The 16,032-nt window shown below is 62.2% G+C and carries 12 protein-coding genes; 5 read left to right on the top strand and 7 right to left on the bottom strand.

Features of this window, described 5'->3' with window-relative positions:
- Positions 1-326: 326 nt before the first annotated feature.
- Positions 327-1,610, bottom strand: coding sequence for an L-pipecolate oxidase (amaA, locus tag ACLEJQ_RS16040; RefSeq protein ID WP_440796521.1), 1,284 nt, complete (start codon positions 1,608-1,610; stop codon positions 327-329).
- 92 nt (positions 1,611-1,702) lie between these two features.
- Positions 1,703-3,193: an L-piperidine-6-carboxylate dehydrogenase gene (gene amaB, locus ACLEJQ_RS16035; protein ID WP_440796520.1), complete on the bottom strand. Its 1,491-nt coding sequence runs from the start codon at positions 3,191-3,193 to the stop codon at positions 1,703-1,705.
- A 175-nt stretch (positions 3,194-3,368) separates the two neighbouring features.
- On the opposite strand from amaB, the gene ACLEJQ_RS16030 reads away from it, so the two are divergent.
- The 3 genes from ACLEJQ_RS16030 to nadE all read left to right on the top strand — a co-directional run bounded on the left by ACLEJQ_RS16030 (position 3,369) and on the right by nadE (position 6,586).
- A complete protein-coding gene (locus ACLEJQ_RS16030; protein ID WP_440796519.1) occupies positions 3,369-4,277 on the top strand; it encodes a LysR family transcriptional regulator in 909 nt (302 codons plus the stop codon).
- A 251-nt stretch (positions 4,278-4,528) separates the two neighbouring features.
- A complete protein-coding gene (gene pncB / locus ACLEJQ_RS16025; RefSeq protein ID WP_440796518.1) occupies positions 4,529-5,755 on the top strand; it encodes a nicotinate phosphoribosyltransferase in 1,227 nt (408 codons plus the stop codon).
- Positions 5,756-5,758: 3 nt separating this feature from the next.
- Complete coding sequence (gene nadE / locus ACLEJQ_RS16020) at positions 5,759-6,586, top strand: ammonia-dependent NAD(+) synthetase (RefSeq protein WP_440796517.1); 828 nt, start codon at positions 5,759-5,761, stop codon at positions 6,584-6,586.
- Positions 6,587-6,809: 223 nt separating this feature from the next.
- Here the strand turns inward: nadE and azu are convergent, their stop codons facing one another.
- A complete protein-coding gene (azu, locus tag ACLEJQ_RS16015) occupies positions 6,810-7,256 on the bottom strand; it encodes an azurin (protein ID WP_440796516.1) in 447 nt (148 codons plus the stop codon).
- A gap of 342 nt (positions 7,257-7,598) precedes the next feature.
- Between azu and ACLEJQ_RS16010 the strand changes: the two genes are divergently transcribed.
- Together ACLEJQ_RS16010 and ACLEJQ_RS16005 are read left to right on the top strand one after the other, a co-directional pair.
- A complete protein-coding gene (locus tag ACLEJQ_RS16010; RefSeq protein ID WP_440796515.1) occupies positions 7,599-8,186 on the top strand; it encodes a TIGR00730 family Rossman fold protein in 588 nt (195 codons plus the stop codon).
- Between the two features lie 68 nt (positions 8,187-8,254).
- Positions 8,255-8,440: a hypothetical protein gene (locus ACLEJQ_RS16005; protein ID WP_440796514.1), complete on the top strand. Its 186-nt coding sequence runs from the start codon at positions 8,255-8,257 to the stop codon at positions 8,438-8,440.
- A 34-nt stretch (positions 8,441-8,474) separates the two neighbouring features.
- Here ACLEJQ_RS16005 and ACLEJQ_RS16000 read toward each other — a convergent pair whose 3' ends face one another.
- The 4 genes from ACLEJQ_RS16000 to ACLEJQ_RS15985 form a co-directional block, all read right to left on the bottom strand.
- Complete coding sequence (locus ACLEJQ_RS16000) at positions 8,475-8,852, bottom strand: NUDIX hydrolase (protein WP_440796513.1); 378 nt, start codon at positions 8,850-8,852, stop codon at positions 8,475-8,477.
- 166 nt (positions 8,853-9,018) lie between these two features.
- On the bottom strand, positions 9,019-9,909 hold the full coding sequence (locus tag ACLEJQ_RS15995; RefSeq protein ID WP_440796512.1) for a transglutaminase family protein: 891 nt from the start codon (positions 9,907-9,909) through the stop codon (positions 9,019-9,021).
- The gene (locus tag ACLEJQ_RS15990; protein ID WP_440796511.1) at positions 9,909-12,395 is read right to left on the bottom strand and encodes a circularly permuted type 2 ATP-grasp protein; all 2,487 of its coding nucleotides are present in this window, start codon (positions 12,393-12,395) and stop codon (positions 9,909-9,911) included. Before ACLEJQ_RS15990 ends, ACLEJQ_RS15995 begins: the two co-directional genes overlap by 1 nt.
- 225 nt (positions 12,396-12,620) lie before the next feature.
- Positions 12,621-15,914, bottom strand: coding sequence for a DUF2126 domain-containing protein (locus tag ACLEJQ_RS15985; protein ID WP_440796510.1), 3,294 nt, complete (start codon positions 15,912-15,914; stop codon positions 12,621-12,623).
- Positions 15,915-16,032 lie beyond the last annotated feature (118 nt).

Below are 16,032 nucleotides of genomic sequence, written 5' to 3'. Positions count from 1 at the left end.
ATTCACTGAAAAGCTCAGAGCAAGGGCCGTGCCATCGGTTTTTTATTCTTAAAAAAGTCGGTGCTTTATTGTTATTTCGACTGTTTCGGGCCCTTTTTCACAGGGCGTGCAACCGTCTAAACCGCACGAGGTGCAACCTTAAATTTAGCTGGGTAGAACCCTCCATGAGCCATCATTGCAACCGTGACAGGAAACTGCGTGCAACCACGCTGTAACAACCTGCGTCACCGAACTGCACACTGTCGGGGCGCGATTGCTACAACGCGCACCATAACAGGCTAGACGCTATGCTGGAAAAGGCCGCCTCCTGCAACACTTTTCAACACTCAAATAACGATGCGCAGGCACTGGCCCGCGTGGTACAGCGAGAAGCCCGCTTCGTACAGGCAGCTACGCAATCCAACCCCGGCCAGTGGCTGCATGGGCGCGAACGGGATCGGCAGCGCCGTGGCGTCGCCGTGGCACAGGTAATCGGCGAAGGCCTTGCCCACCACCGTACCGGTAGTCACGCCCCGTCCGTTATAACCGGTCACTGCCACCAGTCCGGGGGCTGGTTCGAACAAGCGCATCAAGTGATCAGGCGTGAAGGCGATACAGCCGGTCCAGGTGCATTCCCATTCCACCGACTTGAGGTAGGGAAAATAGTGCCGCTGGACCCGGTCGGCCCAGGCCTTGAGGAACCAGGTCGGCTTGCGGTTGCCATTGCCCAGGCTGCCCAGCAGCAACCGCCCGTCCTGGTCCCGGCGGATGCTGCTCAGCACCTGCCGGGTGTCCCACGAGCCCTGCCCACCCGGCAGAATGCGCCGGGCAGCCTCGTCGGTCAGCGGGACCGAGGCAACCTGGTAGTAATAGCCGGGGAAGAAGTTACGCCGCAGCTCGGTCCAATCACCCTCGGTATAGGCATTGGAGGCAATCACCACCTGCTCGGCCGACACCGAACCCCGGGCGGTCTGTACCGACCAGCGCGGGCCCTGGCGCTCCAGGCGCGTGACGGCGGAATGATCGAACAACTGGCCGCCAAGATCCTTGGCCGCCTTCGCCAACCCGCTGGTATAGGCCATGGGATTGAGAGTCCCGGCGCGGCGGTCGAGTAACGCGGCGGCGATCTGGCTCGTACCGGTGGCCTCGATACAGGCCTGGCCCGTCAACAGCTCCACCGGGGCGCCACGGCGCATCCATTGTTGTTCGCGACTGCGCAGGTCCGCCTCGCCTCGGGCGTTGTGCGCCATGTGCAAGGTGCCTTCGCGGCGCAGTTGGCAATCGATGTTGTATTTGTCGATGAGGCTGAACACCAGCGCCGGCGCCGCGCCCAGCATACGGTTGAGCTGACTGCCCACCTTTTCGCCGAACCCGGCCTCGATGTCATCCGGCGGGATCCACAAGCCGGCGTTCACCAACCCGACGTTACGCCCCGACCCACCCTGCCCGGCCCGATGCGCTTCCAGCACCGCGACACGCTTGCCTTGCTCCAGCAAATGCACCGCCGCCGACAACCCGGTGAAACCGGCGCCGATCACGCAGACGTCCACCGTGACTTCACCGGTGAGCGGCGTGTTCTCAGGTCTTTGCGGCGTCAGTTTTTCCCACAGACATTCTTCGCGTAACGGCATTGCCAGCTCCTGGTCAGGAGCAGCTGCGAGCTTCAAGCCTCAAGCTGCAAGCAGGGATCGCTTGCAGCTTGGAGCTTGTGGCTTGAAGCTGCTTAATCAAAGGTAATCCCCTGCGCCAAAGGCAGTTCCAGCGAATAGTTCACGGTATTGGTCTGGCGACGCATGTAGCCGCGCCATGCATCGGAGCCGGATTCGCGACCGCCGCCGGTTTCCTTCTCGCCACCGAACGCACCGCCGATTTCCGCGCCGCTCGGGCCGATGTTGACGTTGGCGATACCGCAGTCGCTGCCCACCGCCGACATGAATTGCTCGGCCTCACGCACGTCATTGGTGAAAATGCAGGAAGACAGGCCCTGGGGCACGGCATTGTTCAGGTGCAGGGCCTCGGCAAAGTCCTTGTAGCCGACCACATAGAGGATCGGGGCGAAGGTCTCGTGGCGCACGACGTCGCTCTGTTCCGGCATCTCGACGATGGCCGGCGACACGTAATAGGCGTTCGGGAACTGGTCTTCGAGCTGACGCTTGCCGCCGAACACCCGCCCGCCTTCGCTCAAGGCTTGCTCCAGTGCATCCTGCATGTTCTGGAAGCTTTGCTTGTCGATCAGCGGGCCCACCAGGTTACCTTCCAGCGGATGGCCGATGCGCACTTTCGAATAGGCGGCCTTGAGGCGGGTGACGATCTCTTCCTTGACCGACTCGTGGGCGATCAACCGACGCAGGGTGGTGCAGCGCTGGCCGGCAGTGCCGACGGCGCTGAACAGGATGGCACGTACGGCCATGTCCAGGTCGGCGCTGGGCGCCAGGATCATGGCGTTGTTGCCGCCCAGTTCCAGGATGCTGCGGGCGAAACGTGCCGCGACCTTCGGCGCCACCTCGCGGCCCATGCGGGTACTGCCGGTGGCGCTGATCAACGCCACGCGCGGATCGTCCACCAGCGCTTCGCCGGCATCGCGGCCGCCAATGATCACCTGGCTCAGGTACGGCGGGGCATCGCTGAAATTCTTCAGTACGCGCTCGAACAGGGCCTGGCACGCCAGGGCGGTCAGCGGCGTTTTTTCCGACGGTTTCCAGATCACCGAGTTGCCGCAGACCAGTGCCAGCGTAGTGTTCCAGGCCCACACCGCCACCGGGAAGTTGAAGGCACTGATCACGCCGACCACGCCCAGCGGATGCCAGGACTCACGCATGTGGTGGCCCGGACGCTCGGAAGCGATGGTCAGGCCGTACAACTGGCGGGACAGGCCGACGGCGAAGTCGCAGATGTCGATCATCTCCTGCACTTCACCCAAGCCTTCCTGGGTGATCTTGCCGGCTTCCCACGACACCAGCTCGCCGAGGTCGGCCTTGTATTCGCGCAGCAGGTCGCCGAACTGACGCACCAGCTCGCCACGGCGCGGCGCCGGTACCTGGCGCCACAGATCGAAGGCGTGCTCGGCGCGGCTGACCTGCTGCTCGACTTCGGCGGCACCTTCCCAGTTCACCGCACCAATGCGACTGCCATCGATAGGCGAATGCACCGGTTGTGTGCCGTTCTGGTACAGGGCTGGCGAGACGCCCAGACGATCAAGCAATGCAGCAACCATGGAAAATTTCCTCAAGCGAAAGACAAAGGATTGGCAGCCGGACGAAAACGGCTGATCAGACCTGTAGTTGTAGCCGTCCGCAGAGTTGCCAACAAACGATCTTTAAGCGAGATATCATTCCGTTTATTCATGCTGCCCCCAGAATAAGCAGAGCGACACGAAATAAGGCCTCATCATGCTCAATAAACGCTACTTGCCCTCGATCACGGCGCTGCAATGCTTTGAAGCGGTGACCCGCCACCTGAGTTTCACCCGTGCCGCCGAGGAGCTGAACCTGACCCAGAGCGCGGTCAGCAAGCAGGTGGCACAACTGGAGGAATTGCTCCAGCACTTGCTGTTCCGCCGCGTGCGCCGGCGCCTGCAGCTGACCCCGGCCGGGGATCTGTACCTGGGCGAAGTGCGAAAAATCCTCACGCAGGTGGAAATGTCCACGCATTACCTGCGTTCCTACGGCGGGGACACCGAAGTCCTGCGAGTCTCCACACCGCCGACCTTCGGCGCACGTTGGCTGGTGCCGCGACTCAAAGGCTGGCGCCTGCGGCACCCAAGCATTCACCTGGACCTGTGCAGCGAACAGGAGGCCGACGACCTGCTGCAAGGACGCAGTGACCTGGCGTTCTATTTCGGCCAGGGTTCACGACCCGGCAGCGAGTCTCTCAAGCTCTTCGGCGAAGAATTGGTGCCGGTCTGCGCACCGGGCAGCCTGCCCGAGCAACCGTTCAGCGACCCGACGCAACTGGCGGACCTGGTATTGCTGCAAAACGCCTCGCGCCCCCAGGCCTGGCACGACTGGTTCGACAGCCAGGGCTACCACACCGAACACAGCTACCATGGGCCGCGCTTCGAAACCTTCTACATGTGCATCCGCGCCGCCCAGGTTGGCTGTGGCGTGGCCTTGCTGCCGCGGTTCCTGGTGGAAGAAGAATTGGCCGACGGCAAACTGGTGATCCCCTGGCAACATGCGATGCCCAGCACCAGCGCCTATTACCTGGCCTATCCGGAGCACTCGGCGGAAGTGCCCAAGGTGAGGCTGTTTGTGGAGTGGATGTTGGAGCAGATCAACAATCCGGATCTGCCACGTTAATCACAGCCCACACAATCCCTGTGGCGAGGGAGCTTGCTCCCGCTGGGGTGCGAAGCGCCCCTCCAGCGACATCCTGGATACCCATTTTGCGGCTGCTTCGCAGCCGAGCGGGAGCAAGCTCCCTCGCCACAGAAGATGTGGTGACGATAAATCACTGGCAATATCCATCCCGGTTATGCGCCACTAGCCACTTCATCCATAACCGCTGTCCGACGCTGCCCAGCGCAGCGAACTGCCTGGAGATTCCCGCCATGAGCGAGAGTGTATTTGCCGATCGCATCGTGCAGAACCTGCTCGACACCGACTTCTACAAACTGACGATGATGCAGGCGGTGCTGCACAACTACCCCAACGTCGAAGTCGAATGGGAATTCCGTTGCCGCAACAGCGAAGACCTGCGCCCGTACCTGGCGGAGATCCGCTTCCAGATCGAGCGCCTGGCCGAATTGAGCCTGAGTGCCGATCAATTGAGTTTCCTGGAGCGCATCAGCTTCCTCAAGCCGGACTTCCTGCGCTTTCTGGGGCTGTTTCGCTTCAACCTGCGCTATGTCCACACCGGCATCGACAACGGCGAGTTGTTCATCCGCCTGCGCGGGCCATGGCTGCATGTCATCCTGTTCGAGGTCCCGCTGCTGGCCATCGTCAGTGAAGTGCGCAATCGCTATCGCTACCGCGAGGTCGTCCTGGAGCAGGCGCGGGAGCAGTTGTATCGCAAGTTCGACTGGCTGAGTGCCAACGCCAGCGCTGATGAATTGGCCGAACTGCAAGTCGCCGACTTCGGTACCCGGCGTCGGTTTTCCTACCGCGTCCAGGAAGAAGTGGTGAACGTGCTCAAGCATGACTTCCCGGGGCGCTTTGTCGGCACCAGTAACGTGCACTTGTCTCGCGAGCTGGACATGAAACCCCTGGGCACCATGGCCCATGAATGGATCATGGCCCACCAGCAACTGGGGCCGCGGCTGATCGACAGCCAGATCGCCGCCCTCGATTGCTGGGTGCGCGAATACCGCGGCCTGCTGGGCATCGCACTGACCGACTGCATCACCATGGACGCCTTCCTGAGCGACTTCGATCTGTTTTTCGCCAAGCTGTTCGACGGCCTGCGCCATGACTCCGGCGACCCGGTGCTCTGGGCCGAAAAGGCCATCGCCCACTACCACAAGCTCGGCATCGACCCGATGAGCAAGACCCTGGTGTTCTCCGACAGTCTGACATTACCCAAATGCCTGGAGATTTTCCGCGCCTTGCGTGGTCGCATCAATGTCAGCTTCGGTATTGGCACCAACCTGACCTGCGACATCCCGGGCGTAGAGCCCATGAGCATCGTGCTTAAAATGATCAGTTGTGACGGGCAACCCGTGGCCAAGATTTCAGACGAGTCCGGCAAGACCCACTGCAAGGATCCGAATTTCGTCGCCTACATGCGACACGTTTTCCAAGTACCTGCCGCCCTTTCTGACACATCAAGCAAGGAGTGAATCATGCAAGCCGTACAGCGTGAGATTGCTGAACAGCTCAAGGTCCAGCCACCGTTCGCCGACGATGCAGCCCTGAAGGCCGAAATTGCTCGCCGGGTGAGCTTCATCCAGGACTGCCTGGTCAATTCCGGGCTCAAGACGCTCGTCCTGGGCATCAGCGGCGGGGTCGATTCATTGACCGCCGGCCTGCTGGCCCAGCGCGCCGCGCGCGAGTTGCGAGAGAAAACCGGTAACCCGGCCTACAAGTTCATCGCCGTGCGCCTGCCCTACGAAACCCAGTTCGATGAACACGAGGCCCAGGCCTGTGTGGACTTCATCGAGCCGGATGAGCGCCACACCGTGAACATCGGGCCGGCGGTCAAGGCGCTGGCCAAGGAAGTCCTGGCGTTCGAAGGCAAGGCGCCGGGCGCACGGGATTTCGTATTGGGCAATACCAAGGCGCGGATGCGCATGGTGGCGCAGTACACCATCGCCGGCGCCGAGCAGGGCCTGGTGATCGGAACCGACCATGCGGCCGAAGCCGTGATGGGCTTTTTTACCAAGTTCGGGGACGGCGCCTGTGACCTGGCGCCCTTGAGTGGCCTGGTGAAGAACCAGGTACGCGCTATTGCCCGAGACTTTGGCGCTCCGGAATCGCTGGTGGAGAAAGTCCCCACCGCCGACCTCGAAGACCTGTCCCCCGGCAAACCCGACGAAGCCGCCCACGGCGTGACCTATGGCGAGATCGATGCCTTCCTGCATGGACAGCCGATTCGAGAAGAAGCGGCCAGGATCATTTGCGATACCTACCGCAAGACCGAGCACAAGCGGGTGATGCCGTACGCGCCGTAACGGTCAGATGCCTCTCCTGCTCGCGATGGCGGTGTGTCAGCCAGCTTCGGCCTTGACTGACCCGGCGCTATCGCGAGCAGGCTCGCTCCCACAAGGGATCGGCGGTGAACACAAGCTCTGTGAACGCCACAGCTTCCATGTGGGAACGAGCCTGCTCGCGAAGCAGTAGACCAGGCAAAACTGCATGACCTGAGACGCTGCCTTCGCGGGCAAGCCCCAGCAATCACTTCAGGGTCACAGTGCCTTTCATCATCGAGATGTGGCCGGGGAACGAGCAGAAGAAACCATATTTTTCTGCCGCATCGAGCTTCGACACGTCGAAGGTGACCGAGTCTGTCTCCTTGGCACCAATGACCTTGGTGTGGGCGATCACACGAGCGTCGTCGTCTTTCAGGTAATTCTTATCGATCCCGGCAGCCAGGCCATCGGTCGCAATCGGCTGCATGTCAGCCTCTTTGCTCAGTACCCAGTTATGGCCCATGACGTTTTTCGGCAGGCTGCCGGAGTGGGTCAATTCGACGGTGAAAGTCTTGCAGCTCTTGTCGATTTCGATGGCCTTGGTGCTGAAGGACATCTGGTCGGTCGAGTCGATGGTGGTCTTGCACTCCGCTGCCATCAGCTGGCTGCTGGCCAGGGTCAACAGGGATACCGCTACAAGTTTGGCAAACATCATGAATCTCCAAGGCATGGGTTAAAAATTCCTTCAAAGGGGAAGACTGCCCTAATTTCAGACAAGTTCCTATGACCTGAATCAAAAATTGTATACAACTTAAGGCTATCAGCCTGATGGACACAATCAACCGGCCAGGCGAACGACGGCCCTTTATGATCGGCTCCATCAACCCCTGGAGTACCGGTCATGAACCTCAACAACCTGTTATGCAGCTTGCTCGCCGCCTACGCCTGTGGCGCCAGTGGCACCTACGAAAAACCCCTGCGCGAGGACTGAGCCCTTTGCACACCACAGCGGCCAGGCTTTACTCTGGGCCGGTCAAGGATCTCGGAGTAAAGCATGACCATTGCGTCTGTCTGTGTATTTTGCGGCGCCAGTACCGGCGCCAACCCTGCTTATCGTGAAGCCGCTCAGGCCCTGGGCCGGGCGCTGGCGCAGCGTAAGCTGACGTTGGTTTATGGCGGTGGGGCCGTGGGCCTTATGGGCATCGTGGCCGACGCGGCCCTGGCAGCCGGTGGCGAAGTCATCGGCATCATCCCGCAAAGCCTGAAGGACAAGGAAATCGGCCACAGCGGTCTGACCCGCCTGGAAGTCGTGGACGGCATGCACGCCCGCAAGGCCCGCATGGCCGAACTCAGCGATGCCTTCATCGCCCTGCCCGGCGGCCTCGGTACGCTGGAAGAGTTGTTCGAAGTCTGGACCTGGGGCCAGCTCGGTTACCACGCCAAGCCGCTGGGCCTGCTGGAAGTGAACGGGTTCTACAGCAAACTCACCGGTTTTCTCGATCACATTGTCGAAGAAGGGTTCGTTCGCGCACCGCATCGCGACATGCTGCAAGTGAGCGAATCACCGCAGGATCTGCTCGATGCGCTGGACGAATGGCAACCTTCGCAACCACCCAAGTGGGCGCAAGGTAAACCCGGTTAACCCCTCATCCCCGATACAGGGCAGAATAGCTGCCGCTCAACCTCCCCTTCGCCCTAAAAGGATCGCCCATGGCCAAACCTAATTATTCCTTCGCCAAACGTCAGCGAGACTTGGCCAAGGAGCAGAAGAAAGAGGAAAAGCTGCAGCGCAAGAAAGCGTTGGCTGAAGAAGCCGCACTGAACCCGGGTATCGAAGGCGAAGAAACGGCGCAAGACGACGTCGATACACCCAAAGACCAGGCACCAGACGCCTGAGCCTGTGGTGGGCCGGCAGCCCGACTGCCGGTTCTCATAGACCCAACGCCTTGATGATCGACGCGCGATAACCGATTGGCAGATTTTCCGGCAAGCGATTCGGCTCGAACAGACCGATCTGCTTGTGCTCATGGCTGATCGTCGGCACGAAACCGCCCAGTAACTGGCAGCGGTAAGTCGAAATGAACACATGCCGCCCGGCAATCACCTCGAACAGGTAAGAATCCAACGGCTCCCCGACGCTGACCTCGAGCGCCAGCTCCTCGGCGATTTCCCGCGCCAGGCATTGCGGTGCCGTTTCGCCCACTTCGATCCGCCCGCCGGGCAGTTCCCATTCATCCCGCTCGTTGAGCATCAACACGATCAGGCCTTCGGGGGATTGCAGCACGCCTTTGATGGAAACCGGGAACATCGCACAAGCCTCACGATTGATGAATAACGCGTGGCGAGGGCGCTTGCTCCCGCTCGGTTGCGCAGCAACCGCCCCAGTATCTGGGGCCGCTCCGCCCGAGGCGTCGGACCGTCCCGGCGGGAGCAGGCTTGCTCGCCACAAGTGTCTGCAGTTCACAGCCGTTTTTTCACTCCACCGGCATCACCGTCACCCGCACCTCAGGATCATGGCTGCCGCCCCCCAGGATCACCCCGCGCAACGGCGATACATCGGAGAAGTCCCGGCCCCAGGCCAGGGTGATGTGCTCCAGGGCAGGTTGCACGTTGTTGGTCGGGTCGAAATCCACCCAACCCAGCACCGGGCAATACACCGAGACCCAGGCATGGGACGCATCGGCACCGATCAACCGTGGTTGACCGGGCGGTGGCTGGGTCAGCAGGTAGCCACTGACGTAACGTGCCGCCAGTCCACGGGAGCGCAGGCAGGCCAGCATCAGGTGGGCAAAGTCCTGGCATACGCCGCGCCGTCGCGCCAGCACCTCCACCAGCGGCGTCGCCACCTGGGTTGCCTCGGCGTCGAAGGTGAACTCCTGGAAAATTTTCGCCATCAATGCGCGGACGCCAAGCATCAGCGGGCGCCCCGGTATAAAGCAGCTTTCGGAAAACTCGACGAAGCTGCGCTTGAGGTGCACATAGGGTGATTCGAAACGATAACGGCAAGCGTCCAGCAGCGAAGCAGTGAGGGGCCGACCGCTGTAGGTCAGTGCGTCACGGGTCGACTCCCAAGCCGGCGACTCATTGAAATCCAGTGCCGGGCGCGCCAGCACCTCGACGCTCAGGCGGGCGTTGACCAACAACTCATCATGGGGCCGCTCGAAGGCCAGGCGGGTCAACGGATTGCCGAACACGTCCAGCTCATCGCGACGGGTCGTCGGCTCCGGACTGATCGACAACTGCTGCTCGGTGCAACGTTGCCAGTCACAGGCACGCGGCCACAGGTGGGCCAGTTGCTGGGCCAGGGACACCGGGCTGTCGTAGTGATAATGCGTGTCGTGGAGGATCTGGTAGCGAGCGTTCATCAGACGGACACCGTGCGCTGGCTGACGTCATCGACGTGGGCGAAATGGCGCAAGGCCAGGCGATCGGAGACCTGGCCGCTGACGTCGGCCACCTCCTGCAACAGATCCGCCAACCCATCGAGCGCCGCCCGCAGGCTGGCTTCGCCGAACAACGGGTTCTCCAGGCAGCGCAAATCAAAGCGTGACAGACGCGCTACCAATTCCGGCAATGCGCTGTCCCTGGGTGCGCCGAAATCATCGTTCAAGCGTTTGAGCGTGCGCGCCACCAACTTCAACTGGAAAAGCACCGCATGGGGGTTCTGTTCGTCCAGCAGCAACAGGTCGAGCACCGGGATCAATTGGGCCACCGCCAGGTAGCGCGAACGGTAGGTGATACTGCTGTTGCCCAGTTCCAGCAACCACTCCAACCCCGCCTGGTCGAACACCGCCTCGCTGCGCAGGAAGGCCGCCAGGCTGCTGCTGAGAAATTGCAGGCGCTCAAGACGCCGGCCCATCATCAAGAAGCGCCAGCCTTCATCGCGGGTCATGTCGTCCAGGGCGAAGCCGGACAGCGCCGCCAGGGACATCACCAACCGGTTGAGGAAATCCAGCAGTTCGCCAAAATCCGGATCGCCGGTTTCCAGTTCCAGGGCTTCGCGCTGCAACTCCACCAGCGCCTGCCAGTTCTCCCGGGACAGCTTGCCACGGACCTGCGAGGCCGCCCACTGCAAACGTTGCAGGTTGGAGCGCAGGCTGAACGACCAGTTTTCGCCCAGCAACGCCGCCAGCAGGCGTTCGGGTAACTCGCCCTCCTCCGGCAACAGCATCAGGCGCTCGCCCAGCGACACCGCCGATTGCAGAGCTTGCGGGTCATCGCCATCGACATAGCGCGCCAGCATGATGCGCAGCAGCCGCGCACTGTCGTCGCAGCGTTCACTGTAGCGACCGAACCAGAACAGGTTCTCCACCACTCGCGACGGCAAGTACGGATCACGCCGGACCAGGTCGTGCACGCCGATGGTCCGCTGGGCGGTCCACTGTTCGCTTTCTGGAGCCTGCTCCCCAAGCACCCAAGTGTCCTTGCTGGCGCCGCCGCGCTGCATCGACACCACTTCGGCGTCGGCGTTGGCGGCCACACGGGTCAGGCCGCCCGAGAGCACCCGATAACCGTCTTTCCCGGAAACGGCATATACCCGCATGCCGATGGCCCGAGGCAGGATATGGCCGTCCTCGGCCTGCCAGACCGGTGCCTGGGATACCTGCGCCAGCTCCTGGGCGACATAGGCATAGGGCCGCGCCTGCATGCGCGTCGCCAGTTTTGCACGCTGTTCTTCGCTCAAGTCACGACCCAATACCGGCTTGAAGCTCTGGGACGCAAACGCCGGCTTGATCAACAGCTGAGGCAGCTTCTCCAAGGCCTGGGCCAGCACCGGCGGCTCACCGCACCACCAAGTGGCAATGGAGGGCAGGAGCAGTTCCTCGCCAAACAGGAACTCATTGATCTTTGGCAAAAAGCCCAACAGACCCGGTGACTCCAATACGCCGCTGCCCAGGGCATTGGCCACCAGCACCCGGCCCTGGCGTACCGCCTCCAGCAACCCAGGCACGCCGAGGGCGGAATCGGTGCGCAGTTCCAGCGGATCGCAGAAGTCATCGTCGAGCCGACGCATGATCGCGTGGACCCGACGCAATCCGCTGAGGGTCTTGAGGTAGACCGTGGCGTCCCGAACCGTCAGGTCACCACCTTCCACCAGCGGATAGCCCAACTGGCGCGCCAGGTAGAGATGCTCGAAATAACTTTCGTTGAACCGTCCCGGCGTCAGCAGCACCACCAGCGGCGGCTCGCCATCGCTGGGCGCCTGGCGCGCCAGGGTTTGCTGCAAGGTGCGGAAGAAGCCGGACAGGTGTTGCACGTTCAGGTCGCGATACAGGTCGGGGAAGGCACGGGACACAATCATGCGGTTTTCCAGCGCATACCCGGCTCCTGAAGGTGCCTGGGTCCGGTCCGCCGTCACCCACCAGCGACCATCGGGGGTGCGCGCCAGATCCACCGCATACAGGTGCAGGAACGTCCCGTCTGGCGGCGCGATGCCCTGGCACGGCCAGAGGAAGTTGTTGTGCCCGAATATCAGTTCCGCTGGCAGCAGCCCTTCATGGATCAGCCGCTGCGGCCCATACAGATCAGCCAGCACTGCATTGAGCAGCCGCCCGCGCTGAGCAATTCCGGCCGACAGGTGCTTCCACTCCTGAGCGTCGATCACATGGGGCAGCAGGTCCAGCTCCCACGGCCGGTCGGCGCCTTTCGGATCGGCGTAGACATTGTAGGTGACACCGTTTTCCTGGATCTGCCGCGCCAGCAACGCCTGGCGCTGGAGTAACTGGGCTGGCGTGCTGCGTTGCAACTGGTCGAACAATGGCCGCCAGTGCGCACGCACCGCACCACTGTCGTCCAGTAGTTCGTGATAAGTGCCCGTTGTCAGCGGGTAGCGGTCAAGCAGCTCAGGCATGGAAAGCTCGGCGAACGGCAATGAAAGATCAGACTAGCGCAAGCAGATGACGCGCGGATAGATGTGTTTTGCCTTGGGCCTGGCAATAGATTTCAGCCTGGAACCATTGTGGCGAGGGAGCCTGCTCCCGCTTGACCGGGCTGGCGCACCAGTGCGCAACGCACACAAAAGGGGCCGCTTCGCAGCCCAGCGGGAGCAAGCTCCCTCGCCACAGAGGTTGTGCGTTTATATGTTCGGGGCTCCGTGGAAACGCCGCAGATCGAGCGTGAGAGGAAACTCGTCATCCGGTTCCAAGTGCGGGATCAGCACTTTCCCTGGCGTGTGCCCAAGCCGGAAAAAGCGCGCCATTCGCCGGCTCTCGGCTTCGTTGGCATTGACCGGCAGACTCTCGTAGTTGCGCCCGCCCGGATGGGCCACGTGATACTGGCAGCCGCCCACGGAACGTTGCATCCAGGTGTCGAGCAGATCGATGACCAACGGTGCGTGCATCGGGATGGTCGGTTGCAGGCAACTGACCGGTTGCCAGGCGCGGAAACGCACGCCCGCGACGAATTCGCCTACCCGTCCGGTGGCTCGCAGCGGCACCGGCACGCCATTGCAGGTCAGCACATAGCGTTGCGGCGCCAGGCCGCTGAGCTTGACCTGCAAACGCTCCAGGGAGGAATCCACATAGCGCACCGTGCCGCCCGCCGCGCCCTCTTCCCCCAGCACATGCCACGGCTCCAGGGCCTGGCGCAATTGCAGCTCGATGCCAGCGACCGCATAGTCGCCGACCTTGGGAAAACGAAACTCCAGGTGCGCGGCGAACCATTCGGCCCGCAACGGATAGCCGGCGGCGTTCAGCTCGTGGATGACATCGGCAAAATCCTGCTCGATAAAGTGCGGCAGCAGGAAACGGTCATGCAGCTCGGTGCCCCAGCGCGCCAGCTTCGCCGGCGCGTAGGGTTCACGCCAGAACCGCGCCACCAGCGCCCGCAACAGCAGTTGCTGAGTCAGGCTCATGCGGGCGTGGGGCGGCATCTCGAAAGCGCGCAGCTCCAAAAGACCCAGGCGCCCGGTGGCGCCGTCCGGTGAATAAAGTTTGTCGATGCAGAATTCGGCGCGATGGGTGTTGCCGGTCACGTCGATCAACAGGTTGCGCAACAGGCGGTCGACCAGCCAGGGCGGACATGCTTCGCCGGGTTGTGGCATTTGCGCGAAAGCGATTTCCAGTTCATACAACGCGTCATTACGCGCTTCATCCACCCGTGGCGCCTGGGAGGTCGGACCGATGAACAATCCGGAAAACAGGTAGGACAACGACGGGTGGTTGTGCCAGTAGCTGATCAGGCTGCGCAGCAGGTCGGGACGCCGCAGGAACGGTGAGTCAGCCGGTGTCGCGCCACCCAGCACGAAATGGTTGCCGCCACCGGTGCCAGTGTGCCGGCCATCGATCATGAATTTCTCGGTGGTCAGCCGGGTCAGTCGCGCCTGCTCATAGAGGAACTCGGTGCGCTCGACCAGCTCATCCCAGGTCGCCGAAGGTTGCACGTTGACCTCGATCACACCGGGGTCTGGGGTGATACGAAAGTTACTCAAGCGCGGGTCGCTCGGCGGCTCATAGCCTTCCAGCAGCACGGGGCAATGCAGCTCTTCGGCGGTCGCCTCGATGGCATTGACCAGTTCCAGATAATCCTCGACCCGCGCAAGCGGCGGCATGAACAGGTACAGCCGACCTTCGCGGGCCTCGGCACAAAAGGCGGTGCGGGTCAGCCAGTCGGCGGATTGATCGATCTGCGGAACCCGGCTCTCCTCGATGACCGCGTCACCATGACGGGCCAGCCACTCGGTATCGGGCAGCTCGGGCAACGCTTGGTTCGGATCGGTGGGATGGATGAACGGATATTCGGCCGCCGTCACCCAGGGTTGCGAGGCCAGTGGCAAGCGATAGCCCAGGGGCGAATCCCCTGGCACCAGCCGGCAGTGGTCGTCCCGCAGGTACCAACGACCGCTCTGCCACCGATCGCCCTTGGCGGTGCGGGCCAGTGGCAGCACCTGGCCGATCACTTTGTCCAGGCCCTGGCTGAAGACCTTGCGCAGGCGTGCCCGCTCCAGTGGATCGTCAAGACGCGGGTCCTGGGCCGTGACATTCGAAGGCAATGCACCTTCGCGCCATAGGTAATAGAAATTGTCTTCGTAGGCGGGGAACACGAAGCGTGTCGCAATCTTCAAGCGTTCGGCGACGCTGCTCAGAAAGCGACCGGCCAGTTCGCCATCAGCGCCGTAGTCCTGCTGCTCATCGGCAATCAGCGCCGGGTTGTGCCAGATCGGCACGCCGTCGCGCCGCCAATAACAATTGAGCGACCAGCGCGGCAATTGCTCGCCTGGGTACCACTTGCCCTGGCCGAAATGCACCAGGCCCTGGGGCGCGTAGTGAGTGCGCAGGCGCAGGAACAGCTCGGCGGAAAGCCGCCGCTTGTCCGGCCCGAGTGCTGCGGTGTTCCATTCGGCGCCGTCCGGATCATCGATGGAAACGAAGGTCGGCTCACCGCCCATGGTCAGGCGCACGTCACCCTCCAGCAGATCGGCATCGATCTGTCGTCCCAGCGCCTGGATCGCCCGCCATTGCTCTTCGGTGTACGGCTTGGTCACCCGTGGCGCTTCCCAGACCCGCTCGACGGACATCTCGTGGCTGAACTCGCACTCGCAAGGCTCCACCAGGCCACTGATCGGCGCCGCCGATGTCGGATCGGGACTACAGGCCAACGGGATATGCCCTTCACCGGCGAACAATCCGGACGTCGCATCCAGGCCGATCCAGCCAGCACCCGGCAGGTAGACTTCGCACCAGGCATGCAAGTCGGTGAAGTCCACGTCGGTTCCAGACGGCCCATCGAGGCTTTTCACGTCGGCGGTCAACTGGATCAGATAACCGGAAACAAAACGTGCGGCCAGCCCGAGGTGGCGCAACAGCTGCACCAGCAACCAGGCCGAGTCGCGGCAGGAACCGCAGGCATGCTCCAGGGTGTGCTCCGGGGTCTGCACGCCCGGCTCCATGCGGATCAGGTAGTTGATGTCTTCACTCAGGCGCTGGTTCAGCGCCACCAGGAAGTCCACCGCTGGCTGCGGCGTGCGGTCGATGCTGTCCAGATACGTCTGGAACCTGGGCGTCAGCGGCAGCTTTTCCAGATAGGGCATCAGCTCATGCTTTTCATCGGCCGCGTAGGTGAAGGGAATCTGCTCGGCATAAGGCTCGAGGAAAAAATCGAACGGATTGAACACCGCCATTTCCGCCAGCAGGTCGACCTCGATCCGCAGTTCTGCGGTTTTCTCAGGAAAGACCAGGCGTGCGAGGTAATTGCCCTGGGGGTCCTGCTGCCAGTTGATGAAGTGCTGCTCAGGGGAAACTTTCAACGCATAGGAGAGAATCCGCGTACGGCTATGGGGCGCCGGGCGCAGGCGAACGATCTGCGGGCCGAGTTCGACAGCGCGGTCATAGCGGTAGTGCGTGACGTGATGCAAAGCAACATGGATCGACACGGCGTGCCTCCTGCGAGCCTGGGCGTTATCGAAAGCGGCGCAAGACTTATGCCATGCAGGCAGGCCGGACACTTTCTTTGTCTACTCAAGGCAGTAGAGCACTAAAACCGGACGTTGC

This window comes from Pseudomonas sp. SMV71 (genome assembly GCF_052042015.1).
Lineage (GTDB): Bacteria > Pseudomonadota > Gammaproteobacteria > Pseudomonadales > Pseudomonadaceae > Aquipseudomonas.
Note: the sequence above shows the minus strand (reverse complement) of the source record. Positions and strands in the feature narration are given on the sequence as shown.